Source organism: Pseudoalteromonas sp. SCSIO 43210, from assembly GCF_054133285.1.
This window is the reverse complement of the sequence record NZ_CP087225.1, coordinates 1,975,236-2,002,230: the sequence shown is the minus strand read 5'-3', so window position 1 is coordinate 2,002,230 and position 26,995 is coordinate 1,975,236. Positions and strand designations below refer to the sequence as shown.

Annotated in this window: 16 protein-coding genes; 7 read left to right on the top strand and 9 right to left on the bottom strand. The window is 38.1% G+C overall.

Annotated elements, in window-relative coordinates; all coding sequences use genetic code 11:
• Positions 1-55: 55 nt before the first annotated feature.
• Positions 56-6,334 (bottom strand): M4 family metallopeptidase, encoded by a 6,279-nt coding sequence (locus LOS73_RS08535; RefSeq protein ID WP_457934831.1) that lies wholly within the window; start codon positions 6,332-6,334, stop codon positions 56-58.
• A gap of 473 nt (positions 6,335-6,807) precedes the next feature.
• On the opposite strand from LOS73_RS08535, the gene LOS73_RS08530 reads away from it, so the two are divergent.
• From LOS73_RS08530 to LOS73_RS08510, 5 genes are all read left to right on the top strand, one after another.
• Positions 6,808-8,490: a chloride channel protein gene (locus tag LOS73_RS08530; protein ID WP_007376117.1), complete on the top strand. Its 1,683-nt coding sequence runs from the start codon at positions 6,808-6,810 to the stop codon at positions 8,488-8,490.
• Between the two features lie 15 nt (positions 8,491-8,505).
• Entirely contained in the window at positions 8,506-8,940 is a 435-nt protein-coding gene (locus LOS73_RS08525; protein WP_007376116.1) for a CopD family protein, read from the top strand.
• A gap of 171 nt (positions 8,941-9,111) precedes the next feature.
• Positions 9,112-10,128, top strand: coding sequence for an aspartate carbamoyltransferase (locus LOS73_RS08520; RefSeq protein WP_007376115.1), 1,017 nt, complete (start codon positions 9,112-9,114; stop codon positions 10,126-10,128).
• Between the two features lie 33 nt (positions 10,129-10,161).
• Complete coding sequence (gene hemL / locus LOS73_RS08515) at positions 10,162-11,442, top strand: glutamate-1-semialdehyde 2,1-aminomutase (RefSeq protein ID WP_008133947.1); 1,281 nt, start codon at positions 10,162-10,164, stop codon at positions 11,440-11,442.
• Positions 11,443-11,621: 179 nt separating this feature from the next.
• Positions 11,622-13,463 (top strand): methyl-accepting chemotaxis protein, encoded by a 1,842-nt coding sequence (locus LOS73_RS08510; protein WP_457934830.1) that lies wholly within the window; start codon positions 11,622-11,624, stop codon positions 13,461-13,463.
• 66 nt (positions 13,464-13,529) lie between these two features.
• Here the strand turns inward: LOS73_RS08510 and mrcB are convergent, their stop codons facing one another.
• From mrcB to LOS73_RS08490, 4 genes are all read right to left on the bottom strand, one after another.
• Positions 13,530-15,872 (bottom strand): penicillin-binding protein 1B, encoded by a 2,343-nt coding sequence (gene mrcB / locus LOS73_RS08505; RefSeq protein ID WP_096793565.1) that lies wholly within the window; start codon positions 15,870-15,872, stop codon positions 13,530-13,532.
• Positions 15,873-16,022: 150 nt separating this feature from the next.
• Positions 16,023-17,252, bottom strand: a complete 1,230-nt coding sequence (locus LOS73_RS08500) for an ammonium transporter (protein WP_033015526.1) — start codon at positions 17,250-17,252, stop codon at positions 16,023-16,025.
• Positions 17,253-17,261: 9 nt separating this feature from the next.
• On the bottom strand, positions 17,262-17,600 hold the full coding sequence (locus LOS73_RS08495) for a P-II family nitrogen regulator (RefSeq protein WP_004587162.1): 339 nt from the start codon (positions 17,598-17,600) through the stop codon (positions 17,262-17,264).
• 208 nt (positions 17,601-17,808) lie between these two features.
• Entirely contained in the window at positions 17,809-19,032 is a 1,224-nt protein-coding gene (locus tag LOS73_RS08490; RefSeq protein ID WP_007376108.1) for a response regulator, read from the bottom strand.
• A gap of 279 nt (positions 19,033-19,311) precedes the next feature.
• Between LOS73_RS08490 and LOS73_RS08485 the strand changes: the two genes are divergently transcribed.
• The gene (locus LOS73_RS08485) at positions 19,312-20,829 is read left to right on the top strand and encodes a S10 family peptidase (protein ID WP_008134559.1); all 1,518 of its coding nucleotides are present in this window, start codon (positions 19,312-19,314) and stop codon (positions 20,827-20,829) included.
• Between the two features lie 37 nt (positions 20,830-20,866).
• Here LOS73_RS08485 and LOS73_RS08480 read toward each other — a convergent pair whose 3' ends face one another.
• The 4 genes from LOS73_RS08480 to LOS73_RS08465 all read right to left on the bottom strand — a co-directional run bounded on the left by LOS73_RS08480 (position 20,867) and on the right by LOS73_RS08465 (position 26,161).
• On the bottom strand, positions 20,867-23,095 hold the full coding sequence (locus LOS73_RS08480) for an ATP-binding protein (protein ID WP_457934829.1): 2,229 nt from the start codon (positions 23,093-23,095) through the stop codon (positions 20,867-20,869).
• Positions 23,082-23,891 (bottom strand): phosphate/phosphite/phosphonate ABC transporter substrate-binding protein, encoded by an 810-nt coding sequence (locus LOS73_RS08475; protein WP_457934828.1) that lies wholly within the window; start codon positions 23,889-23,891, stop codon positions 23,082-23,084. Before LOS73_RS08475 ends, LOS73_RS08480 begins: the two co-directional genes overlap by 14 nt.
• 78 nt (positions 23,892-23,969) lie before the next feature.
• Complete coding sequence (locus LOS73_RS08470; RefSeq protein ID WP_081824550.1) at positions 23,970-24,641, bottom strand: START domain-containing protein; 672 nt, start codon at positions 24,639-24,641, stop codon at positions 23,970-23,972.
• Complete coding sequence (locus LOS73_RS08465; RefSeq protein ID WP_008134563.1) at positions 24,638-26,161, bottom strand: CYTH and CHAD domain-containing protein; 1,524 nt, start codon at positions 26,159-26,161, stop codon at positions 24,638-24,640. The genes LOS73_RS08470 and LOS73_RS08465 overlap by 4 nt, the downstream gene beginning before the upstream one ends.
• 213 nt (positions 26,162-26,374) lie before the next feature.
• On the opposite strand from LOS73_RS08465, the gene LOS73_RS08460 reads away from it, so the two are divergent.
• Positions 26,375-26,980, top strand: coding sequence for a TIGR04211 family SH3 domain-containing protein (locus LOS73_RS08460; protein WP_008134564.1), 606 nt, complete (start codon positions 26,375-26,377; stop codon positions 26,978-26,980).
• The last annotated feature ends 15 nt before the right edge of the window (positions 26,981-26,995 follow it).

Below are 26,995 nucleotides of genomic sequence, written 5' to 3'. Positions count from 1 at the left end.
CGATCATAACAGCTGCTATGATCGACTCCGTATTTTCAATGCTAATGCCTGTGTGCTACTTATTGAAATAGTATGATCTTTTATAAGCTATAAACATACCTAGCAAGATAAGTAGCATCGCTAATGAACCGCCACCACTACCGCTATCTGAATTAGCTTTTGCTGGAGTAATGATAGCTTTTACATTAACTTCCACCAGCTGTTCAGCTTGATCTTCACCATCAGAAACAATAAGTTTAAACACCAAAGTAGTATCTTGAGCTACGTCTGGTGCTGTAAAGTTAAGCGTATTTGTAGTTACCGAGTCTAGTTGAGTAAGAGCTCCCTGAACTTGTACCCATGAGTAGCTTAAGTCGCTAGACTCTTTGTCTGTGGCTTCAGCGATAATAACAACGTTATCACCTTCATTTACAGAATATGTACTCGCGAGTGTAATCTCTGGCAATTGGTTGATATGTAAAAACTTAACATTGTGCGTATACGTAAACTCTTCATAGCCATCATCAATAATAAGAGTAATTACACTATCAACACTTTGCGTTAATTCACCTACCGTAAGTGTCGCTATATCGAGTTCCGGTGTATTAATTGTCACGGCTTCGTTTGCAACAGACCAACTGTAGCTAAGTATATCTCCGTCAGGGTCAATTGTGTTTGATGCATCTAAATTAAACGTTTCGAGTTCATTCATTTGATCCGGTAATTCAAGCGCTAAAACAGGTGCCTGATTCAAACTTTCTTGTGCAAGTTTTGCAACTAATTCCACAAATCCATTCTTTTGACCATCTAAATCAAATTCGCCACCATCAAGTACTTCAAAAGCTGTGCATTGCGAGCATATTTCTTGATAAACATTCCCTGTTAACTTAGGCACCGTTTTCCAACCTGAGATTGAAAGTAACCTAACTTGTAAATCCGAGCTCAATAACGCGTTATCTAACTGTGGTAGAGCAATTTCAACATAATCGGCTTCATTTGCTAATTCTACGTTTAGATTAACTAAGTCACTTTTAGCTTGAAAATGTGGCTCAAAAATATCTAAATCAGATAAGTGATTTTCAAGTTGTTGCTCATCAATTGTCAAACTATGGATAACATCACTGTTGCTCAAACGAGCAATAGTGCCAACACGAATTGAATTGAACTCATTGACGCTATGGAGTACTTTACCCGATTCTAAAATACCGATATTCATTATTGATGAATTATCTAAATAATCAGGGATCCCATCTCTGTCAGCGTCACTCATACCCTCTTCTATATCGGGAATACCATCACCATCAGTATCTATTAGTGGATCATTAAATACTACTTCATCAATAACAGGGATTGTCTGTGTAGTTGTCGCAACAACATCATCGTTTATCGTCGCTGAAAATGACAACTCAAATACATCCGAGCTAATACTTTTTGAATCAAAAGTCATTTCCCAACTCGTATCACTCAGCCTATAAAAATCTAAGTCACTGCCAGTGTTTTCGTTCAGCTGCGCATATTCAGGTGTACTCCCCATTAACTTTACAACAACTGAAGTAGGCGAGTTACTTCGCTCTATCGATGTTACTACTTTATTATTTTGTTTATAAAGTAAAGAAATATAAGGCTCAATCAACTCGTCATGAAATAAAATTTTGCTTTGAGCTTTGTCGGTAACAAAAACGCTATAATTAGGCTCAAGCTCTAGCAGGGTTGAATTACCAATGAAGCTAGGATCTAGTTCAACTTCAATAGAGCCAGATTCATCTATACTAAATGATTTATAATTATTACCTGCTCGTAACTGAAAGCGAGCATAGCCTGTGGGGCTTTCGCCTGATATGTAAAGTTTAACAACTATTTTATGAATCGAATCAGAAAGCGTAAATGGTTGAATCGCGATCTCTGGGTATATTTGCACATTCACAACCCCGGATGCTTTATTTCCAGCTCCATCTTCAGCCGTAACAGCAACGTTAACTAAACCAGTACGAAAAACAAAATCATTATCTATTGTTACTGAACTCAGACCAGATACATTCTCACGAATGACATAACCGTTTAGTAGCTCATTTTTAATTCCATCAATTGTATTACCATAAAAATGAAGTGTACTATTTGCTTCAAAAGTCGGTGCAACGGTGTCAACAATGAAGACGGTTTGCACAGCTTGAGTTTCATTCCCAGCCCTATCACGCGCAATCCATGTAACTTGATGTTCACCTACATCAAACCTGCTTCCATTCGAAATGTAAACCTCTGGCGTAAAATAGCCATTGTCCACTACATCGGGTCTATAGAGATCAAGCAAATATGTGTATTCACGTTCAGCCTCAATCGTAACAGCGGATAAATCTGTAAAAGTAGGAGCTTGGTTCTCACCCTGAGTAGGGTCTGTTGGGGCACTATCTTCATTATCAATAACACCATCGCTGTCTGTGTCATTTGATTGAGGGTTTGTATTTAACTCAAACTCGATTAAATTAGTTAAGCCGTCGTAATCGTTATCATTGGATGCATCATAGCTATCAAGTACATTTAAACCATGCTCAAACTCCCAGTAATCGGGAATGCCATCATTATCGGTGTCTAGCGTCGGATCAACTTCAGAAATCCATTGCAATTGGTCTACAGCTAAAGCGAATTGTATATCGTGGTTTGGAATAAATGAGACTTTAATTATATTGAAACCGGCATTAATCGGAATTAGAAGTCTTGATTCATTAGTGAATAAATCGAGCTTATTACCATTGACAATAACTGCAAAGACGCCAGAGTAAGAGTAAGAATAATCTAAATTCAAATAGCCTTGTTCAAACACACCAGCGAGTGCAAACCCAACTTGCTCACCTTGTTTTACGTCTATGATTGAAATGCTTTGAGCGCCGTCAGTAAACCAATTTTGATAAGCACTCCACTCCTTTTGACTATTCGCAAGGGGTGTTAAATAACTTGGTAATGAATTACCTTCAAAACTTTCACTTAAATTAGAGAATGTCGAAGGAATTGATTGTGAACTATCTGCTCGACTTTGTGCATAAAACTCTTGGTAATTTGAGTAATCATCATTATCGGTGTCGAGTAATGCATCCGTTGAATCTAGAGGTAATAATCCATTATCTACTTCGTAACCATCACTTAGCTCATCGTTATCTGTATCACCAAGATTAGGGTTTGTGCCTAATTCATACTCTTGCAAAGCACTTAAACCATCGTTATCTAAATCTAATTGCGCATCAGTACTGTCAAGGCGATCTAAAGCATATTTGACCTCCCAAACATCGGGTAACAGATCACCGTCTGAATCACGCATATCATCTAATGGTAAATATACAAAATTATCAATCCATACAGTATCCTGACCATAACTAGCAGAGCCGTCTTTACTATATTTGAAACTAATATTTTGAACCCCCTCTTCAATCTCTAACAGCAGTGGGCCTTCTTTTAAAGAGGAGTCTGATGCAAATATTCGTTGTTCATTTACATACACATGTAAATTATCACAGCAACTTTCAGATTCTATTTTAAAATCAAACAGTAAGTAACCCGACTTAAATAACCCCGTCACATCAAATTGGCTAATTTCATTATCAGATAATACTCCTGATCGAATACTTTGCGCACCATCAGTCGCAAAAGTTGTATCAATATACCATGGTGAATTACTCTGTTCATTATCCACTAGCCATGATGGTAGTTCGCTGCCTTCAAATGAATCCGTAATATCTAAATGCAAAGGGAAAGAGCTTATATCTTGTGGGTTTGTACCACTTATGAATTCGATTAAATTACTAAAACCATCGCCATCGTGATCACTCGTCGCATCACTAGGATCTGTTAGAGATAAATCGTTGTAAAACTCCCAACCGTCCGGCATTTTATCGCCATCAGTATCTGCGTTATTAGGTAAGCCTTGGTTTTCAAATTCCTGTAAATTTGACAGCCCGTCTTCATCATTATCGAGTAGTGCATCACTTGAGTCATTAATATTTAAACCGTGTTGCAATTCCCAATAATCAGCGATACCGTCTGCGTCAATGTCAGAAAACTCGTCGCCAATATAAATATTATCTATAAATACGGCATCTGAATCAGTTGATACGGACATATCTTTACTGTAAACAAAAGTTAACTTATTCAAACCAGCAGAAATTGCATGAGTAAATGTTTCCCATTGCAGTGAAACACCTGATTTATTTAAAACCAATTCATCGTTAATATAAACAGTGAAAAAATCAAAGTTTTCTTCTGAATTAATGTTGTAGTTAAAGTTTAAAAATTTGTCACTATCAATAAGTACTGAATATTCAACACTCGTTTGCTGGGAGTCGCTTATATCATTATTAGTTAACACAAAACTATTGGTCTCAACATCCTGCATTACTAACCAAGGAGTAATAGGTACAGATGAAATAAAGTTTTCTGGTACAAGTCCGTCATCAAAATTTATCGTGGTAGTGGATGGAACATCTGGTGTTGAGCTAGCATCAGATGGGTCAGAACCGGCTAAATATTCAATCAGGTTGCTTATTCCATCCCCATCTAAATCTAGTTGGCTATCACTCCCATCTAACGGATTAAGCTGATATGTAAGCTCCCAGTTGTCAGGCATCGTATCTAAATCTGAATCTGAACTTATAGGATTAGTATTGTGTTCATTTAATTCAGCAAAATCAGTTAACGTATCCCCATCGGAATCTTCGTTGTTAGGAAGAGTATTTGCATTGTATTCTTCCAAATTAGTTAGACCATCATTATCTAAATCTAGATCTGCATCACCTGCTGAGCTGGGGTCTAAATTGTAAACACGCTCCCAGTTATCATCCATTCCATCTAAATCACTATCGATGAACTGAATGTTATTACAGATCACACCAACAGCATTAAATGCATTAACAACATCACCTGCATTGTAGCGAAGGTCTATTGCTGTATTTATTGCACCACATGCGGCATCAATATAATCCGATGAAGAAATCCAATAGTTTTGATTGGCTTTAAGCATAATTTCAAATGCTTTTTTTGGATCCCAACCTTCACTTGTCGCTAGTAAGAAAAAAGCACGATTAAATACGCCACTACTAAAGTGCACATCCATTCCGTAGTAAAAATCATTAGCATGATCAATAGAGACACCATCATTAGAAGGTGTTTCAAAGTAACGTAAAGCAGTCGCTTGTTTCGTTATATCTGCGCCAGATAACCAATCAGTCTCGCCTCGAACAAAAAACTCAGCTGTTTCTCCTGCCATATCAGAAAATGACTCATTAATACCACCCGACTGATCAAAATACATCAAGTCTGAATTTTGATTTGTGAAACCATGGCTTACTTCATGAGAAACAATATCTAATGACACTAAAGGGTGAAATCGATCTGCCCCATCGCCAAATGTCATCGCATAGCCATTCCAAGTGGCATTTTCCCAGCTATTATCTTGATGAACACGCATTAACAATTTAAATGTTAATGGGGCCGTATTATACCATTGCTCATACATATCAAAAACAGCGGTACCAAACGCGTGCGCATCATTCAAAGGAGAATATGCACCATTTATTTCTTTATGAGTATTTCTATCACAAAGGAACGAAAATGCATCGACAGGTTCTTGGCCTGACTCCATTGTCACCGTCTTTACTTTGTCGTTTTCTAAAAAGCATGTTGTGCCATTTTGAGTAACTTCTAGCGCAGGGAAATCTGTCCCATATTCATACTGGCCAGTCTTCGTATTACCACCAGGTCCTGAAGCTTGCGCTTGTTGAATATTATTCCATACTTTAATTAGAGAATAATCTGACTCATCAATTAACGCTGCTGGTTGGCTCTCCAATGACTGATCATTAACAAACAATTCTATAAGTCGAACATAGCGCGCTTTACCATTATTTATGTAGATGTAACGATCATTACTCGTGATATCAAAACGCGAAGCTATATTTAGTTTTGACTTTGCTAATATTGCTTTAGCAGCATCTTCAGGCTTGAACTGATTATTTTTTGTTTTTTTAAGCTGTTCATCGCTGATGTTCTTGGCAAAAAAACCACTGATATGGTTTGTTTTATTTTGTACACTAATCTGCTGCCCCCAAATAGGAACCCCAGCGTAATACTGTTGCATCTTTTTAGATTTTTTAGATCCATTAATCCCTTTAGATAACATACTGTTATTTTTTGATATTTCAGAGAAATAAACTGGATTTATATTTTTTGAATTGCTTGTAGATGAATTATTAAGAAGTGCCGTCAATTCCACTTTATTTACAGGTGTAATTCTTTCAACAACAGCGCCATGGGCTACCATCGAGTTAAAAACACATAACGCAGTAATCCCTGCAGTTAATCCTTTATACATAAATTTCCTATGCTTAACGCATTATAATTAGTTTTTAATACCTTATATTAACAAAAGTAAACCATTTAAAAAATAAAAACGACTCATTTTAAGTTTACGAATAGTATCAACGAACACCACCATAAATATTAAAACTAATTTAACCTGAGCACTGTTCAAGTGACACACTAAAAAATTGAATTATATGATATTTTAGTTTTTTCCCTAGCCAGAGACTTTTATTGCGAGTAGATTCTACGCAGTTAGCGCTAAAAGTAACCGCTTTAGATAGATTTATTATCCAAAGTTCAGGTTAATTTACATGTCAAAATATTTTTTCAGGCAAATTTTTGAAGGAAATAAAGTTAATTTAGTAGCAACTTCCTTATCAGTTATGTGAATCTATTTATGTTATTAATTTTACAAAATCACAAGGACTTAGTGGTTAGCATTTGCTAAACTGCTCGCTGAAAAATATGACGAGGAAATAATGCATGTGGCTTGAGCAACTCAGGCGTCGGCTGGCAAAACCTAAAACATCTGTACAATTATGCTTATTAGGCGTAGTTGCCGGATTGATTGCTGCATTTTTTATTATTTTATTTCGTTTAACTATTTTATTTTTCCAAAGCTTATTTTTAGAAACACCTGACGACTTTACTACCCTACCAACACTTGAACGTGTTTTAATGCCGCTAATAGCCGCACTATTAATTGCGTGTTTTGCTGCGTTTACTGGCTTTAAACATTATCGTTTAGGCATTCCTTTTGTTATTCACCGTATTAAGCGCCATTACGGACAAATGCCTCTTTATAATACGGTAAATCAGTTTGTTGGTGGTGCATTAGCACTTATAAGTGGTTTTTCGGTCGGCCGCGAAGGCCCTTCTGTTCATATGGGCGCCACTGGTGCAAGCATTTTAGCCGACAAGCTCCACTTACCTCATAACGCGATGCGTACATTAACGGGTTGTGGTGTTGCAGCTGGGATTGCTGCTTCATTTAATACCCCACTGGCAGCTGTTATCTTCGTAATGGAAGTAGTACTTAGGGAATATAAAGTACATATATTTGTGCCCATTATGCTTGCTGCGGTTACAGGTGCACTCGCTACTCAATTTGTTTTTGGTGAAGGCTCTGAACTTGCTCTTATTACAATAGCGCCACTTAGCGGTTGGCACTACCCATATTTAATATTGTGCGGCATGGCACTCGGTGCAATTGCATTTAGCTTTAATCAAAATTTAATGTTAATTATTAAAACATTTAAGCCTTTGAGTATGTTCCCTCGCCTATTGATTGCAGGCTGTATTGCCAGTTTAATTGCATACGCAGTACCACAAGCAATGGGGTCAGGTATGAGTGCAATTACCATTGCGGTAGAATCCCCTGAGAACGTAAAATTACTTACCACCATTTTAATTGCCAAATTACTTGCCACTTTATTTGCGATTGGTTTGGGTATTCCTGGTGGGTTAATTGGCCCAGTGATCGGACTTGGCGTATTAATTGGTACTCTTATGGCCTTTTGCGCACAATTTATTAGTCCTGGAACTGATATAGCAGGTACTTATGGGGTTTTAGGAATGGCGGGATTAATGGCTGCAACGTTGCATGCCCCATTAGCTGCTTTAACAACCGTTATGGAGCTAACATCATCGCCTGAGATTATTGTGCCTGCCATGCTTGTTATAACGACAGCCTATGTAACTGCATTACAATTTTTTGGAAATCGCTCCATATTTTTACAGCAATTAGATTTTCAGGGACTTCCCTATCATGTATCTCCAGCCACAGAAGCGCTACAAAAAGTAGGGATAATGGATGACATGGACGAAAATTTCAAATTGCTATATTCAGATGATAAAGAGCAAATAAAAAATACCCTTGATGCTATGGATAGCCAAACACCACTTATTGTATTTGATGAGGAGAATGGCTACAGGCTTGCTGAATACGATTTAAGTCTAATGTCTGATCAGGCCATCAATTTAAACTACATTAGCCTGCAGGGAATTAGTAGCCAAGCAACACTAGCCGATGCATTCGATATGTTAAAAGACAAAAGAAGTGGCGCACTGTACGTTTACAACCTTTTAGATAATCAACAAATTATGGGGCTTTTACGTTGGGACCAAATTCATCATATTTTGACCATTCGTAACAGCTTACTTTAAACAATAAGGATTATTATGAGCGCATTATTGATTTATAAAACACTCCACATATTTTTTATGATTGCGTGGTTTGCCGGTATTTTTTACTTACCTCGATTATTTGTATATCACGCCATGAGCGAAGAAAAGTCGTGTAACTCTATGCTTAAAGTTATGGAGCGCAGACTACTTTATTTTGTCACCCCATTTGCTGTTTTAACGGCTGTATTTGGAGTACTAACCATTGTTGAGTATGGTCGTGATTGGTTTAGATACAGCATGTGGCTACATTACAAACTTGTACTCGTTATTATTTTGTATATATACCACGGCTACTGTTTTAAATTATTGAGCGACTTTAAGCATGACCGAAATACTAAAACGGATCGTTTTTACCGAATTTTTAACGAGCTACCTGTTATTGCGCTACTCATAATTGTGGCATTAGCAGTAATAAAGCCTAGCTTGTGAAAACCTCTGGCTAGAGATGAATAAATTTAAATATTATTATTTATCAATGTATTAGTGAGCAACCCAATCAGAATTCAGGTTAAGTCACATTTTAATTTTGTTTTAATACGCGCGATTGCGTGCCCCATTTTTTGGATTATCGCGCCCTTTTGAAAAACTAGGAATAACCCCATGTTAAGTTTCCAAGGTGAAAATATACTGTCTGTTAGTCAACTAGACAGGGACTGTATTGAACGCATTTTTGCAGTTGCTAAAAAAATGGAGCCTTATGCTAAAAAACAAAAACGTACCAACGTACTTGAAGGCGCTATTTTAGCTAACTTGTTTTTTGAGCCAAGCACACGAACACGTGTAAGCTTTGGTACAGCCTTTAACTTACTCGGTGGTTTAGTTCGTGAAACAACCGGTATGCAAAGCTCGGCCCTTGCAAAAGGGGAATCACTTTACGATACCGCACGTGTTATTTCAGCTTATGCTGATGCTGTCGCTATGCGTCACCCAGATTCAGGTTCGGTCAGTGAGTTTGCTACGGGCTGTAGCGTACCAGTAATTAATGGTGGCGATGGCCCAAATGAGCACCCCACTCAAGCCTTACTTGACTTACTCACTATTGAACGTGAACTCAGCCGTTTTGATCAAAATATTGATGGTATGCATATAGCCTTAGTGGGCGATTTAAAATATGGTCGCACCGTACACTCGCTTTCAAAACTATTGTGCCATTATAAAAATGTAAAATTTTCGATGGTTGCTCCCGATGGCTTACAAATGCCTGACTACATCTTAGACGCAGTAGATAACGCGGGTCATAAAATTGAATTGGTAGACAAGATGGAAGGCAATTTAGCAGCCGACATCGTTTATCAAACACGTATTCAAGAAGAACGCTTTCCTTCACAAGAAGAAGCAAATAAATACCGAGGTGGATTTAGAATTAGCCAATCAATTTACAGTGCACACTGTAAACCTAACTCTGTTCTTATGCATCCACTTCCGCGTGACAGTCGTATTGAGGCCAACGAGCTCGATAATGACTTAAACGCTAACGACAATTTAGCTATATTTCGCCAAGTACAAAATGGTGTATTAATTCGTATGGCACTGTTTGCTTTAACACTCGGCGTAGAAAACAAAGTTGAGAAGTATGAAGTAGACGTACCTTGGTTTAGCCGCAAACGCGATAGCTAAGCCACTTTTAAGTAACAATTTATAGGATTTTTCATGACAATTAGCCAAGACTTATTTGAACGCGCTCAAGCCTCTATTCCAGGTGGCGTAAATTCGCCAGTTCGTGCTTTTAATGGTGTAGGCGGTACGCCGCTATTTATTACAAAAGCAGAAGGTGCGTTTACATTTGACGCTGATGGTAATCGTTACATTGATTACGTTGGCTCTTGGGGGCCAATGATTATGGGGCATAACCACCCTGCGATTAAACAAGCCGTTCACGAAGCAGTAGAAAACGGCCTCAGTTATGGCGCGCCAACTGAAGCCGAAATTTTAATGGCTGAAAAAGTAAAAGAGCTAGTCCCATCAATCGAAAAAGTGCGTATGGTCAGCTCAGGTACTGAAGCAACTATGAGTGCAATTCGTTTGGCACGTGGTTTTACGGGTCGCGATAAAATATTAAAGTTTGAAGGGTGTTACCACGGCCATGCAGATTCGTTATTAGTTAAAGCAGGCTCTGGTGCACTAACAATGGGCGTACCGAACTCTCCAGGTATTCCAGAAGACTTTGCAAAGCATACGCTTACGGTATCGTTTAATAACTTAGATGAAGTAAAGGCTATTTTTGCAAAATACGCAGACGAAATTGCTTGTATTATTGTAGAGCCAGTAGCCGGTAACATGAACTGCATACCACCTGTGCCAGGCTTTTTAGAAGGTTTACGCGATGTGTGTGACGAATATAAATCAGTACTTATTTTTGATGAAGTAATGACGGGTTTTCGAGTGGCACTTGGCGGCGCACAAGCTTATTACAACATTAAACCAGATCTTACATGTCTAGGTAAAGTTATTGGCGGCGGCATGCCCGTTGGCGCGTTTGGTGGTAAAACCGAAATAATGGATTACATTGCACCTGTTGGCCCTGTATATCAAGCGGGCACTCTTTCTGGTAACCCTATCGCAATGGCTGCTGGTTTAAAATCACTGGAGCTATTAAGTGAGCCAGGCCTGCACGATAAGCTAGAAGCAATTTCAAAAGCAATTTGTGAAGGATTTGAAGCAGGCGCTAAAAAAGCAGGTATTGCGTTAACGACTAATTACGCAGGCGGGATGTATGGATTCTTTTTTACCGATGCGGAAAAAGTAACAACCTACAAACAAGCAACTGAATGTGACTTAGAGCGTTTTAAACGTTTTTTCCACCTTATGCTTGAAGAAGGTGTTTACTTAGCACCATCTGCGTTTGAGGCCGGTTTTGTATGTGCTGCACACTCTGTTCAGGAAGTAAAAGAGACCATCGCAGCTGCCGAACGCTCATTTGCCAAACTGTAACTTAAAAATTACTTTTGTATTAATTAAACGCCTGTTTTTAATACGTATAATTAATATAAATGATTAAAAAAAGCCCAAAAGGGCTTTTTTTATTTGTAAAGTAATTTAAATGAATGATAATTAACCTTAACAAGGTCTAGTTAGCATTAATTCCCTATTCAATAATACAAGAGAGTCTTATGTCAGGATTACGACAATTCACAGCACCTGCCACCAGGCTAATGGCTAATTTAAAGTACAAAACAAAAATTAGCCTTACATTTGGTATATTGTTAGTTCCTCTTGCTATTAGTTTGTTTTTTCTAGTGTCGCGATTAAGTGATAGCATTAACGTATCTAAAATGCAGCAGCAAGGCTTAAAAGGTTATCAAGCCATACTTAATAATCAAATGCTTGGAACAAGCAGTAAAAATATAAAAGTTGCTCGCGAACTAGGCTTCACAATAAAAGATGGTCAAGCTGATGATGTGCTAGAACTTGTTTCAATTGAGTCTAATTTAGCACTTGATAGCCAACTTGCCAGTGCTTATGTAAATCGCGCATTAGTCACCCCGATCCCTGCACTTATAATGCAAATAAATTTAACGACCGAAAGCGCAAATACAGTACTAACCAGTAACCGATTTACACCCGATACATTTATTGCTCTCTCCAATCTTAGTAAGTCATTGCCTCTGTATGAAAAGCAATTAGAAAAAACTTTAACCGTAGCAACTGCAGCAGACAAATCAGTTAGTAAAATACTTACCCCTGCTCTACAGCAACTACAAGAAACTGTGTATGCATTCAAAAATGCGATAGACAAAAAGTTACTTGAGCCAGATGATATAGAACTAAGTAAAAGTAAATTTGAACAGCTAACAAATGATGTTAATAACAGTATCAGTACATTGATAAATAAGAGTATTCCAACTCTAGAATCTTTAGTTGAAAATAAACTGAAAACGCAACAATGGACACGTAACATTGTATTAGCTGCTTCAGTTTGTAGCTTAATTTTTGCCTTTTATTTAATGGTCGGCTTCTACTTTGCTGTGGTTGATACTATAAACCGCTTCGCTGAAGCCGCAAATAAAGCTGCTAATGGGGATTTAAAAGCAATTCTTCACTCAACTGGTAGTGATGAAATGAGTATTATTGCTTCGAGATATAATGCTTTGTTAAATGCATTCTCGCATTTATTGTCAGATGTAAAGGCAAGTACGGTAGAACTGTGTGATGCCACAAAATCACTATCGCATGCAAGTAGCCAAACAAGTGACGATGTTACTAAACAACAAACACGTGTAAATGCTATCCATAATGCTTTAAGTGATATGGCACAAACTGCACATACTGTTGAAGAGTCAGCTCACCAAGCGACACTGACAGCTCAAGATGCCGCTTCACATGTAAAACAAGGCTCAGACAATACAATGGAGCTGGCTAAATATATGCAAGACTTGCAAATTGAATTTGCAGAAAGCCAGCAAGCACTCGACAGATTAGCGCAAGATAGCCAAGAAATAAGTAAAGTAAGTAAAGGGATTAGTGAAATCGCCGATCAAACTAATTTATTAGCCCTTAATGCCGCTATTGAAGCAGCTAGAGCTGGTGAACATGGTCGAGGATTTGCTGTTGTAGCTGATGAAGTAAGAACCTTAGCGCAGCGCACACAAACACAAACCCAAGAAATTCATCAAATTATTAGCTCATTGCAACAAGCTTCTGACGACACACAACAGAAAATGCGTTCAAGTGTTGAGAAGATGGAACAATCAGTGAAAGCAGCCAACCAAACCAATGAAGTATTGCAAAGTGCAGAACAAAGCATGGGTGATATTAAACACCAGGGCGAAGTTATTGCAGAACGAGTTAAACAGCAATCAAATGCTACAACACAAGCATTAAATGACTCGCAAGCGGTCAGTAACTTAGCGGATCAAACCTTGATCTCGGCACAATCAACACTTCAGGATGCCCAGCAGTTAAGTCGTTTATCTAATGACCTAACTAAGTCTATGAGCTTTTTTAAATCATAATTAATTGACTTTAATTCACAACAAAGCCGCTAAATAAGCGGCTTTGTTGTTTAAGGTAGTCTTAGATTAACGAATACATTGTGGTCTTGGCTCAAACTCACTCGCTCTAAGCGGTAGCTGAATTACCTTGCCACATCCTGGTGGCGCTTGCTTACCCGTTTGCTCATTTACAAATGCCCAGCGTATTGATGGCGGACGAGTATCAGCGATTGCTTGTGGGTTAAGTGGCTTTAAGTAACGTATATAGGCTTCAAGCGCTCCCACACTGCCTGTTAACCCCGTACTTTTGTTGTCGTCTCGACCAAGCCACGCAACAGTCACTGTATTTTGATCAAAGCCTGCAAACCAGCTATCACGTAAATCATTACTGGTTCCAGTTTTACCTGCTAGTTGAATTGACGGGAAGTGTAAATTTAAGCGTTTAGCTGTGCCGTCTTTCGTTACGCGCTTCATTGCGTACTTAGTCATATACATTGCTGATTTATCAAAACGAGGCTCTGCATTTACTTTATGCTTATAAAGTACTTTACCAACCGAGTCAGTTAATGCCGAAATTGCAGTGAGCTTTTTATATTCGCCATCAGCAGCAATTGTTGTATAAAGCTGAGCGACTTCAAGACTCGACATTTCAACAGCTCCTAAAAGCAGAGACGGGTATTCGTCTATAGACCCGGTAGCACCTAACCCTTTTAATGTTTTTGCCACTTGATCAACACCTACATCAAGCCCTAAATTTACTGCAGGAATATTAATACTGTTACTAAATGCTTTGTAAAGAGGCATTGCACCACGGTATTGATGATCAAAGTTCTCAGGCTGCCACACTTTCCCTTGCTCATTTGTTACTTGCAACGGTGAATCATCAAGCAGTGTTGATAAATTATAATGTGGTAACTGAAGCGCCGTTAAATACACGGCAGGTTTTACCAGCGAGCCTATATTACGTTTTGTATCTAAAACACGATTAAACCCTGAGTAACGTACATCGCGCCCAGCAACAAGTGCCGATACACCGCCTTTTTCGACATTAACTGAAATCATGGCGGCTTCTAATTTTTCAGTTTTTGGGCGTTTTTCTAAATACGGTAAGCTCTTTTCAATAGATTCTTCCATTGCTGTTTGTTTTTGTAGATCAAAATAGGTAAACACCCTAACACCTGCATCTAGTGTTTGTTGATCTGGCAACAATTTATTTAGCTCCCTGTTTACTAACTCTAAATAGCCCGGATAGGATTTTTGCAAACTAGCTTTCATTGGTGCAATATCAATTGGACGTTTAAGTGATGCGCGATATTCTTTTGTACTAAGCAGTTTACTTTCAACCATAAGGCGAAGTACTAAATCACGGCGCTCCATTGTGCGCTCTTTGTAACGACGAGGATTGTAATAAGAAGGGCCTTTAACCATTGCCACCAGCAGAGCAATTTGATCGTACTCAAGCTCGTCTACAGGCTTTGAAAAGTAAAAGTCAGAGGCAAGCCCCATCCCATGAACACCTTGGTTGTATGACTGCCCTAAATAGACTTCATTTAAATAAGCTTCAAGAATCTGATCTTTTGAATAACGATAATCTAAAATAAGTGCAATGAATGCCTCATTTATTTTTCGCATTAAAGAACGCTCACGCGTTAGGTAAATATTTTTAGCTAACTGCTGGGTAAGTGTGCTACCTCCTTGCACTGTACGCCCAGCTCTAATATTAGTATAAAGTGCACGTAAAATAGAAAAAACAGATACACCATGGTGTTCATAAAAATTACGATCTTCAACAACGAGTAAAGTATCTTTTAACATTGCCGGAAACTTATCCAATGGCACAAATTCTCTATCTTGTTTAGAATCGTTACCAATGCGGGCTATTTGCACCGGTTCTAAGCGAGCACTATTTAAACGCCTACCAAACTTATCTTTAATAGTAGCCACTTTTTGCCCTGAAAAACGAAGTTCAATAATATGGGACTCTTCAAGGCCATCATAAAATTCAAAATCACGACGATAAATTTTGATGCTATTTGCAGTCTTAACAAACTGCCCTGTTCGACTCAGCCTATTAACTGATGAGTAATTTAAACGCTCTAGCTCAAACACTACTTCCTGACTTGATAAAAACTGCCCCGGATAAAACGCCATTGAACGAGCATAAACCTGCGCTGGTAACTGCCATTTATTACCTTCAAATATACGTGTTGTTTTTGAATCTAAATAAATTAAATACATTGCCATAGCAATGAAAACAGCCAAGCTTAATTTCCAAAACACTGACCATGTTTTTCGCATAAAAGAGCGTTTAACAGTGGATTTAACTGTTTTTTTACGCCCCTTTGAGGTGCTTTTTTTTGTTGTGCTTGATGATTTTCTTGCACGTTTAGCTGCAGGTTTGCTGGTAGGTGTTTTGTTATTGTCGGCCATTTAAGTATAATTTATTCCAAGGGTTATTCACGAGTGTGAGCTTAGCATATTGGGCATACCCTAACATCCGAAAAGTTAACCCCCCCTGAAACAAAAAAAGCCCTACCGAAGTAGGGCTTTGTGTAAACACACTATTATTTAAATAAACTATTAGCTATTTCGAACAGAAACAAATTCTGGGTAGGCTTCAATACCACAATCGTGTTGATCCATACCATTTAACTCTTCTTCTTCTGTTACACGTATACCCATCGTTTTGTTAAGCACAGTCCAAACAATAAATGATGCTACAAATACAAAGGCAAGAATACACACTAGACCAATTAACTGATTAACAAAGCTTGCATCACCATTAGTTAGCGGTACTAACATAATACCTAATGCACCACACACACCGTGTACAGAGATAGCACCAACTGGATCGTCAATCTTAACTTTATCAAGTGCTATAATGCTAAACACAACTAATGAGCCACCAAGTAAACCTAGTAAACATGCCATTAATGGAGAAGGTGAAAGTGGGTCAGCAGTAATTACAACTAAACCTGCTAATGCACCGTTTAATACCATGGTTAAATCTGATTTGCCCCAAAGTATCTTACATACAAACAGTGCAGCAATAGCACCCATTGCAGCAGCTGCATTAGTATTAAGTAATATTTGACCTACCGCAGTTGCGTTTTCTTTATCCGAAAGTAGTAATTGAGAACCACCGTTAAAGCCAAACCAGCCCATCCATAAAATAAATGTACCGAGTGTAGCAAGTGGTAAGTTTGAACCTGGAATTGGGTATATTTCACCGTTTTTACCATATTTGCCTTTACGAGCACCTAGGATTAATACACCAGCTAGTGCAGCAGCTGCACCTGCGCCATGTACAATTGCAGAACCTGCAAAATCTACAAAGCCCATTTCAGATAAGAAACCACCACCCCATGTCCAGTAACCTTCAACAGGGTAGATAAAGCCAGTAAGTACTACAGCAAAGCCAAGGAAAGCCCATAGCTTCATACGCTCAGCAACTGCACCCGATACAATCGACATAGCCGTTGCAACAAATACTACTTGGAAGAAAAAGTCAGATTCTAAAGAATGGTCAGCATCAGCAGCTTGTGTGCCAATTAAAGCGCCTATTGAAGGAATAAAACCACCTTCGGCATTGTCTACATACATAATGTTGTAGCCAACTAATAAAAACATCGTACATGCAATTGAATATAGCGCGACATTTTTAGTTAAAATTTCAGCTGTGTTTTTAGAGCGAACTAAACCCGCTTCTAACATGGCAAAACCTGCTGCCATCCACATTACTAATATACCTGATATTAAAAAATAGAAGGTATCGAGTGAAAATTTTAGTTCTATTATTGTATTTTCCATGATTCCCCCTTAAATCGCTTCTTCGTCAAGTTCGCCAGTACGGATACGGACAATTTGATCTAGGTCGTACACAAAAATCTTACCATCACCGATTTTACCTGTTGATGCAATTTTAGTAATTGCTTCAACAACGCGTTGACAATTTTCAGTACGAGTTGCAATTTCAAGTTTGATCTTAGGAATAAAATCTACTTGGTATTCAGCTCCACGATACAATTCTGTATGACCTCGTTGACGTCCAAAACCTTTAACATCAACTACTGTCATCCCCTCAATTCCTAAATCAGCGAGTGCTTCACGCACGTCGTCTAATTTAAATGGTTTTATGATTGCACTAATCATTTTCATAGCGGCCCCCTCGGACTCTTTATTGTTATCCTGTTAGCCAATACAATCCAACCTTTGTGCCACTATTTTATAGTATTATTAAACAATAACTTAACTAAAAAACCAAAAAAAAAGACAAAAAAAACGCACCATTTAGGTGCGTTTTTTTAACAAGCCAGCTACATTGGTGCATTAGATGATTCTGCACCAATTAAAAGCAATAATGCATTTATACAATACAGTTGCGTCCTCTATTTTTAGCTTCGTATAAAGCAGTGTCTGCAACGCGCATTGCATCGCTTAAGCTGGTGTTTTGAAATTCGGCTAAACCAATACTAGTAGTAATAGTGAATGACCGATCGCTGATAGAAAAATCATACATTGCCATTTTCTTTCTAAATGCTTCGAGATATTCGCGCCCTCTAGCTAGCCCTATATCAGGTAAAATAATGGCAAATTCCTCCCCCCCAACTCTCGCAACAGTAAAGTTAGCAAATGCAGAACGAATCAGTGCTCCTACTTGCTTTAACGCTTGATCACCACCTTCGTGTCCTAATGTATCGTTTATGTTTTTGAAAAGATCGATATCGAGTAAAGCTAAGGTGTTATTTTGATTTTTAGTTTTTAATAATTTTTCTGCATATTGATAAAAATAACGTCGATTATAAAGACCCGTTAAATGATCTCTAAAAGCACTCTCTTTGATATCTGCAATTAACGAAAGCTGTTCCATTGTTTGTAACACCCGACAATGAAACTCTTCATTCATAAACGGTTTTGTTAAAAAATCGTTCGCGCCATATTTGATAAAGCGGGCTGATAAACCATGTTTTCCAGCCCCCGATAATCCTATAATCGCTAAATCATCACGGCCTCTAAAATTTCGCACCGCTTTAACTAGTTCAAAACCATCCATTGTAGGCATTGCATAGTCAGTCATCAGTAACTTAATGTCAGGGTCTGCCTTTAATATATCAAGCGCTTGTTGGCCATCGTGTGCCGCTGTTACATCAAATAATTGCTTTTCGAGCATTTGCTTCATCAAGGAACGACTCAATACAGAATCATCTGCGATTAATGCTTTACACCCTTGGTTTCGCAGAAGCTGTGCTACCAACTTCACCGCGTAGTGGTATGAATCGCGATTATCTTTTATTACGTAATCGACAACCCCTAACTCAAGCATTTGCTGGCGTTTATATTCATCAATTTTTGAAGTCAGTACAACGGTTGGGATTTTTTTAGATAAGGTATATTTTGCAACTTCCCCGTTCGGTGCATCAGGCAACGTTAAGTCTACAAGAGCAAGTGAGTATTTATGTTTTTCAACATTCGCTTCACATTCAGCTAAAGACCAAGCGAAATCGACAGTAACATCTAAATAATGTGCAGTTAAGTGGCGTAGAACCTGCTGTACTACTTTACTGTCTTCGACCACTAATACTCTTTGCATAGACCCTTCTCTTAACTTCTGATTAATTTTGCGGTATAGCCGCAAGTACAAAATATCACCACTTCATTCTCACGGTATAAAATCATACAAAAGAGTCAATGATAAGCTGGCACGTAAATATACCGGATTTTTATAAGTAGCTAAATAAATAAATTATAAATTAACCTAAAAGCACATTATTACTTATTCAACCAAAAATATCGGTCACTAGTCTCAATATTTTTGTTATTTAGCTAGTAATTGCTTTTAATAGCCTATCAACAATAATAAGGATACCTCATGACGCTTTGTCGGATTATCAGTTTACCAATCGCTATTATCACCTTAGTCCTCAGTACTGCCTCACTTGCAGATAACCAACGCCGTATAGATGTCGACAGTAAAGTAATTACTCAACACAAAGCCAAAATTAACGGCCAACGTTTTGGCTATACAGTTGCCACAGGTACGCAACCTGTGTGGGATGATAAAGGCGATGCGATTGCAACGCTTCAATATACCTACTATACCCGTGACAAAGTAGACGACAGAACAACTCGCCCACTACTCATTTCTTTTAATGGTGGGCCCGGCTCTGCATCAGTATGGATGCACCTTGCCTATACTGGACCTAGAGTATTAAAAATTGATGACGAAGGTTACCCTATTCAGCCTTATGGCGTAAAAGATAATCCTTACTCAGTGCTTGATATTGCCGATATTGTTTATGTAAACCCGGTAAATACCGGTTATTCTCGCGTACTTGAAAATGAGAAAGGCGAACTCCTTTCTAAAGCAAAGCAAAAAGAGCTATTTTTTGGTGTAAATGCCGATATTAAATACCTTGCTGAATGGTTAAATACTTTTGTAAATAGAGCAGAGCGCTGGCGCTCGCCTAAATTTTTAATTGGCGAAAGCTATGGCACAACACGTGTATCGGGTTTAGCTCATGAGCTTCAAAACAGTCAGTGGATGTATATTAACGGTGTTGTACTCGTATCACCTACCGATATTGGTATTAAGCGCGATGGCCCAATAAAAGCTGCCAACCGCCTACCTTACTTCGCTGCAACTGCTTGGTATCACAAAGCACTTAAAGCCGATTTACAAGCTAAAGACTTAGACGAGCTATTACCAGAAGTTGAGCTGTTTACTGTAAATGAGTTAATCCCAGCTCTTGCTAAAGGTGGCTTTATTAATGCAGATGAAAAACGTCGTATAATTACAAAAATGGCGCACTATGCTGGCTTGTCAGAAAAATTTGTTGAGCAAAATAACTTAGATATTCCAACCCAGTTTTTCTGGAAAGAATTACTACGTGAACGTGGTCAAACTTTAGGGCGTCTAGACTCTCGCTATTTGGGGATGGATAAACGAGGCGCAGGTGAGTCTCCTGATTACTGGGCTGAACTTACGTCATGGTTACACTCTTTTACCCCTGCAATTAATTACTACTTACGTGAAGAGTTAAACTATAAAACAGATGTAAAATATAACTTATTCGGTAATGTTCACCCTTGGGATAGAACGGGTAACAATACTGGCGAAAACCTTCGTTTGGCAATGGCGCAAAACCCTTATTTAAACGTCATGATCCAATCAGGGTACTTTGATGGCGCAACCAATTACTTTGATGCTAAATACACGTTATGGCAGTTAGATCCTAGCGGAAAAATGAGGGAACGTTTGAGTTTTAAGGGCTATAGAAGCGGGCACATGATGTACCTTCGCCATGCTGATCTAGAAAGCTCTAATAATGACCTGCGTAACTTTATTAAAAATGCCTTGCCTAAAGAAGGCCAAGCCGCAAAATACTAATCTCTAAATTTACTAGAGGTGGCTCTTATTGAGCCACCTATTTATTTTCATATTGCTGACAATAACGACTTAACTGAGCTATCACAGCGTTAAAACATAACTCTAACTCTTCAATTAAGTTGCTTTGGACACTTTTATTTTCTGCCAAAGTTTCAACTTCCTGACATATATCTGCAAGTCGTATCGTCGCCACTGATTTTGATGATGATTTTAAGCCATGGGCCTGAAATGCTATGCCAGTAAAGTTATCGCAGCTTGCATACTCACGTATCAACTTAACTTGCTCCCCTGCTGTTTGCAAAAATGCATTAAATACCATGCAATGTACTGCGGGATCATCTCCGAGCATTGCACGCAACACGGATAAGTCGAGTTGATCAAACGAATGGGTCTCTGTTTCAGGCTTTTGATTGGTTTTAACCTCAGAATTAACCACTGTTTTTGTGTGCTTAATTAAAAGTGATTTAAGTTTCACTAACTCAACAGGCTTAGTTAAAAAACCATTCATACCTACTTTATGGCAATCGTCTAAATTCTTTTTAACAATATTGGCTGTAATGGCAATAATGATCAAAGGTTTGAAACGGCTATCTTTTCGTATTCTTGTCGTTAGCTCAAAACCATCTAAAAGAGGCATTTGGATATCCGTAAGTAAAACATCAAAGTGCTTGTTTTGTAATGTTTGCCAAGCCTGCTCTCCATTACTTACAAAAGTTGAGCGCACACCGAGTATTGTTAATTGCTGCTTTAATACTTGTTGATTGGTAACCTGATCCTCAGCAACTAATACATCTAAAATAGGCAAAGAGTTTGCTGAAAAGTTTTTCTCTTTGATTACGCAAGCATCTGAATTAGAAGAAAAACCAGCCTGTTCAAAAGTATTAAACGTCAAACTGAAGCACGATCCTTTATTTAATTCACTTTGTACTGACATTTTTCCTTGCATGCGCTCAACCAACTCCTTGGTAATGACCAGTCCAATACCTGTGCCATGGACCTTACTCGTTTCTGCACCTAATCGATCGAAAGGTTTAAACAATCGAGAAATATCATCATTTGCAAAGCCACACCCTGTGTCAGCAACGCTAATTTCACACTGCTGATTATTTAAAATTTTACAACTTATGTAAATCTCACCATTTTGTTTATTATATTTAATCGCATTAGAGAGTAAATTTAACATTACTTGTTTAAAGCGACGTTTATCAATATAAAAATTTAGTCCTTTAAGTAAATCGAACCCTTCAGTATACAGAGTCATTGACTGTGCTTTTGCTAATTCACTTACAAGCTCCACAGAATCTTCGATAAGTGGTTTGATAGGCACATAATCAAAATTAAATTGCATATTTCCAGACTCGATAGCCGTTAAATCAAGCACATCATTAATCAATAATAGTAAGTGTTCACCAGCTCGGTAAATACTTTTGGCGTTACCTTTTTGTATATTATTAGCAAATTCGTCATATTCATATAACTGAGCGAAACCTAAAATAGCATTTAACGGAGTGCGTAATTCATGGCTCATACTTGCCATAAAATCAGACTTTGCTTTACTTGCCGATTCAGCCTCAATGCGCAGCCTATTCAATTTTTGATGATTACTTTGAACTTCAATAGCCATTTTATTAAATGCATTGATAACACTGCCAATTTCATTCTTTTGTTGCCTATCAACATGACAATTAAAATCGCCTTTTGCGAGCTTTGAAAAAGCAAATTCCAGTCTGCGCAAAGGCGTTGTGATTCGATAATCAACTAACCAAGCAAGTGCCATGAAAAAAATAACGAGTATGGTAAATTGACTGTATATTAGTGTGTAATGCAGCTTTGAGGATTCATTTATTTCGTTAGTGAAATTAGCGACTAAAATAATTTTTGCTAGAGGTTTATCTAAAAATAAAACCTGCTGACTTAGTACAACATCACTACGCTCAATTGTGCCCTGCCAAGTGTCCAATGGATACAATTGGTTTTTTGTTACCTCATCTATAACTTGGATTCTTTTCCAATTCGGTTGAATTTCTAGCTGGCTATCAATCTGCTCGTAAAGTTCGGCATATTGGCGAGTAAGCAAAGGAGTTGTTACTGAAGTAGACAGTTGTTGCAGTGACCGTTGTGCGGTTTTAGAAAGTCCTTCGTTAACCCAACGAGCTTGCTCTGGTAGTGCGTAAAAAATAAAAAGACAAACCAATAAAAAACCAAATGTTATTACAGCAACAAAGCTTTGTACTCGCAGACTACGCCACCAATTAATTCTCAACATAAAATGCGCTTAGCCCCCATTCAGTTAATTGTTGATACTCCGCTAAGGTCGCAATACTGGGCTCTATAATTGGGATCCCTGCAAATAAATGTTTATGCTCATCACTTTCGCCTATATTTAAAAAAGCACGCTGTACCTTAAGCTGTATTTCACTTGCAACTCTCGGGTGAGCAACAATTGGATGGCGGCTAACTTCACGAGTTTTATAAATAACTTTGAGCTTTTGTTGTAAATTTTTAGGTTGCTGTTTTAATGTACCTAAAACTCCACCTCCTGCTTTAGTCGAGTTCAGTGCTACGTTTAAGTACACCGAAGAGTGTGTTTGTACATAAACGGGCTTAATTTTTAGTCCATACAGTAAGGCTAAATCGGCGCGCATTAACAATGAAGCACCTAGTGCATTTGGTGCAGGAAACGCAATTTCAGCTCCCTCTAACTGGCTTAAATTATCTATACCACTTTTTTTATTAACAACTAAAACACCTTGGAGTGATCGCCCTGCATCTTTTATTAAGGGTAAATAACCTTGTTTTTCATGTGCTACAACACTGTGCCAAGGGTTCATATAAGCAAAATCATATTCTCCATTAGCAAAAGCCTGTTCAAAAACAGGTATAGACTTAACCGTAATTAACTCAATTTTTACACCTGTTTGCTCACTCACTTGTTTGAGTAAAGGCTGCCAAATAGCATTCAATTTTTGCGATTCATACTGAGGTACAACACCAAAAGTATATTCTTGAGAAAACAACCATGAACTTTGCAATAAACATAACATAGCAACGACATACTTCATCAGCTCTCCTAATATGAGTGTGTTATTACTATTAGCTTAGTTAAAGACTGAGTAAGTCACCATAAAATTCTTATCTGTTCAGCATTTACCAGCTTTAATCAGAGGCGCTTTTACTTGATACCTCTGATGAATAAGAATGTCATGTAGATTGAGCAGGGTTTTGTAGGTACTTTTCAGACCTACTTTATTATTAAGCCAAGTAGGGATCATGCCTGCGGATAAAGCATAAACTTGATAAGCAATGCTTAAATTGTTGCCTTGCTGAGTTAATAACCACTTTGCATTTAAAGTTTTAATTCTGACCACATTTTTATAAAGTGGCAGCTCTTTTGGGCGCGCTTTAATAACTAGCTGGCTTTGATTTGGTGTTAATTGTGAATAACACGAATACGTGACTGCGTCTCTATTTGCAACAGGCCAAGGGGAGTCAAAATAGCTGTAAACGAGGTTTTCTGAGGGGCTCAGTATTTTAATAACACTAACTTTCGAGGCGTTCTCTATCCACTTTTGCGCCACTTGCGTATCACTAAGTAACGCTAAAAAATCCTCAGTGGTGACACCATTTACAACTAGCTCGCCTTTAACTTCAAACGTATCATCATCATGAATTTGATAATATACGCTTACCCCTTTCTCATTTTTGTACAAATGCCAAATCGGATTAGCATACGCATTAAAGGCTTGCATTAAAAAAAAGAAGCAAGTGCACTTTTGAATAAAGTTTGGCTTACAAAAGTGCCTTGTTATCATTTTTGCCAATACGGTTCTATATCAAATGACGCGAGTCGGCTTTGCTCCATCGCATTTACCAAATACTCAGATTTTTGCTCAAGCCACAACTGAATTTTAGCGAGTTGCTCATCTTCTTGCCCAGCACATAACTGCTTTAAATACTCCAATGTACTTAACTCATACATTCCATGGGAAATATCCAACCAAGGCAACCTAAATTCCAATCGCTCCTCTTTATCAAATAGAGCACCTAAGCAATTGCCACTTAGTAGGCTATTTTCAAGCTGTGTACGCAAGCTTAAATAATCAGTAATACTGAGAGTTTGCTCTTTTGGGAGCATATGATGCAAGTTTTTCCAATCTTTATTAAACAGACGATTAGCAATCGATGAAACTGGCTTTTCTGCAGCTTGAAGTTCAACCTGCCCCCAATCTTTACGCCAGTGCTTATCAATTAACCAAGTTGTTAACGATAATAGTAATCGATTATAGCGCGCACTATGAAACAGCGCATTGATATCATCAATACTGGGTTGAAGCTCTTTTAAGTCATTAATAACTTGTGCAAGTGCCGGCGCTGCATTTATTTTTCTATAAAAAGCATGGCGTTTAGAGGTATAGGTTTTAAGCTGAATTGCATTTTCAACCCATGCTAACTCACTTAATAGCCATTTAAGTTCAGTGCGAAGATGGTCTGTGCTTTCTTTAGATACAATATCGTCATACAACCAAAAAGTATGCCGAATTAAACTAATACCATCTGTTACTCTTTTCAGTGTTTTTAAACTTGGTTTATCGAAATAACATTGCTCATGTTTTTGTACAAACCGGATACCAAAATTCATTGCTGCAACTAATGCACTTTCTTGACTTGGTGAACTAGACAATTGCACAAAGCCAATGGATTTACTTGGTTTTAATGGTTTTTCATCAGCCAGACGATAGCCACGTGCCGCTTTAGAATATAAACCTAAACGAATACAGTTTTGACTCACCAACTTATCAGCTAAAGCAAAGAGTTCGTTGCGACTGCCTTCAACCAGCTCAATCTCAAGTTCGCTAATAATCTCTATTTTACCAGCCGCTGCAATTTCGCCTTTATCAAGTACGACTTCAATTTTGGCCCCTGTTTCAGTCTCTATTAACCAAGTACGGCGAATAAAGTTAGTACTGAAAATGGGGTATAAATTTTGTGAAATTGAATCAACTTGCATACCATGGGGCCAGATGTTGGCGTTAAATGCCATCAAATTAGGTCGATTTGATTCAAGTGGTAAATTATATTCAGGGCGTTGATGCAGCCCACCAACAACTTCACCTGCAAGTTTTATAGTTTGCTCACATTGGGTATCCGCACAACGCGTTCTAAACCCGATATCAAGCGCTCTAAGTTCACGGTTCGGTGTATCATAGTATGAGTTTTGCAAACTGCGTGAAGGCTTGTTTATAACCGTTTTTGCAAATTGAGTAATTAAAGAGGGGATCAGTGGAACTACGGCATCTGATACCAAAAACTTCAGTTCTATCTCAGTATCCATTTGGTCTGCGGATTACCTTTAAAATAAATAAGTGCTCAAAATAAACAAAGCGCATCCACAATGCAAATTTTTTAGTCTTATTTATGCCTAAAATCATGACTGGGTTACAATATCAGTCTTGCTATTAAGCGCTTAAATCCATACTATCTGGCTACTTATGTGAAATAAAAATCACGTTCATCATGGACGCAGTTAGATTAACAAGGTAGATAAATGCTAAAACACTGCTTATTAGGGCTACTTTTAACAGCCACCACATTTATGAGCCATGCAGAAGAAGCCCAAGCGGCAAATTCCACTGATGCAAAAACCGCTTATATCATCGATAATTTATATACTTTTATGCGCTCTGGAGCGAGTACAAATTATCGCCTTCTTGGCTCTGTAGATGCAGGAACAAAGTTAACTTTATTATCAGCTGAAGAAAATGGTTTTATCAAAATTAAAGACGATAAAGATCGCGAAGGCTGGATAGAAACCAAGTTTGTTACCCAAACTGCTGGTTTACATCAACAATACCAAACACTGAGTAGTGAAATGGGCACAATGCAAGAAAAGTTACGCCTAGCTCAAATAGAATTACCGCAGCTGCAAGAGCAGAATCAAAAATTAACAGATCAAAACCAACAACTTTCTGAGCAAATAACTAAATTAAAGAGCACACTGGAGATAGAGCGGACTCAAAAAGAAGCTGCCAGCTCTAAAGAAAAACGCCAGCTACTTACTTATGGTGGCGCAATTGCATTTTTAGGACTGTTTTTTGGTATTATTTTAACTATTGTGCTGTCGCGTCGTAAACGCTACGAAGGTTGGGCATAAACTCACAGCTGAATG

Coding starts and splice junctions, on each gene's coding strand:
- LOS73_RS08535 (WP_457934831.1), bottom strand. CDS start 6,334: ATGTATAAAGGATTAACTGCAGGGATTACTGCGTTATGTGTTTTTAAC.
- LOS73_RS08530 (WP_007376117.1), top strand. CDS start 6,808: ATGTGGCTTGAGCAACTCAGGCGTCGGCTGGCAAAACCTAAAACATCT.
- LOS73_RS08525 (WP_007376116.1), top strand. CDS start 8,506: ATGAGCGCATTATTGATTTATAAAACACTCCACATATTTTTTATGATT.
- LOS73_RS08520 (WP_007376115.1), top strand. CDS start 9,112: ATGTTAAGTTTCCAAGGTGAAAATATACTGTCTGTTAGTCAACTAGAC.
- hemL (WP_008133947.1), top strand. CDS start 10,162: ATGACAATTAGCCAAGACTTATTTGAACGCGCTCAAGCCTCTATTCCA.
- LOS73_RS08510 (WP_457934830.1), top strand. CDS start 11,622: ATGTCAGGATTACGACAATTCACAGCACCTGCCACCAGGCTAATGGCT.
- mrcB (WP_096793565.1), bottom strand. CDS start 15,872: ATGGCCGACAATAACAAAACACCTACCAGCAAACCTGCAGCTAAACGT.
- LOS73_RS08500 (WP_033015526.1), bottom strand. CDS start 17,252: ATGGAAAATACAATAATAGAACTAAAATTTTCACTCGATACCTTCTAT.
- LOS73_RS08495 (WP_004587162.1), bottom strand. CDS start 17,600: ATGAAAATGATTAGTGCAATCATAAAACCATTTAAATTAGACGACGTG.
- LOS73_RS08490 (WP_007376108.1), bottom strand. CDS start 19,032: ATGCAAAGAGTATTAGTGGTCGAAGACAGTAAAGTAGTACAGCAGGTT.
- LOS73_RS08485 (WP_008134559.1), top strand. CDS start 19,312: ATGACGCTTTGTCGGATTATCAGTTTACCAATCGCTATTATCACCTTA.
- LOS73_RS08480 (WP_457934829.1), bottom strand. CDS start 23,095: ATGTTGAGAATTAATTGGTGGCGTAGTCTGCGAGTACAAAGCTTTGTT.
- LOS73_RS08475 (WP_457934828.1), bottom strand. CDS start 23,891: ATGAAGTATGTCGTTGCTATGTTATGTTTATTGCAAAGTTCATGGTTG.
- LOS73_RS08470 (WP_081824550.1), bottom strand. CDS start 24,641: ATGATAACAAGGCACTTTTGTAAGCCAAACTTTATTCAAAAGTGCACT.
- LOS73_RS08465 (WP_008134563.1), bottom strand. CDS start 26,161: ATGGATACTGAGATAGAACTGAAGTTTTTGGTATCAGATGCCGTAGTT.
- LOS73_RS08460 (WP_008134564.1), top strand. CDS start 26,375: ATGCTAAAACACTGCTTATTAGGGCTACTTTTAACAGCCACCACATTT.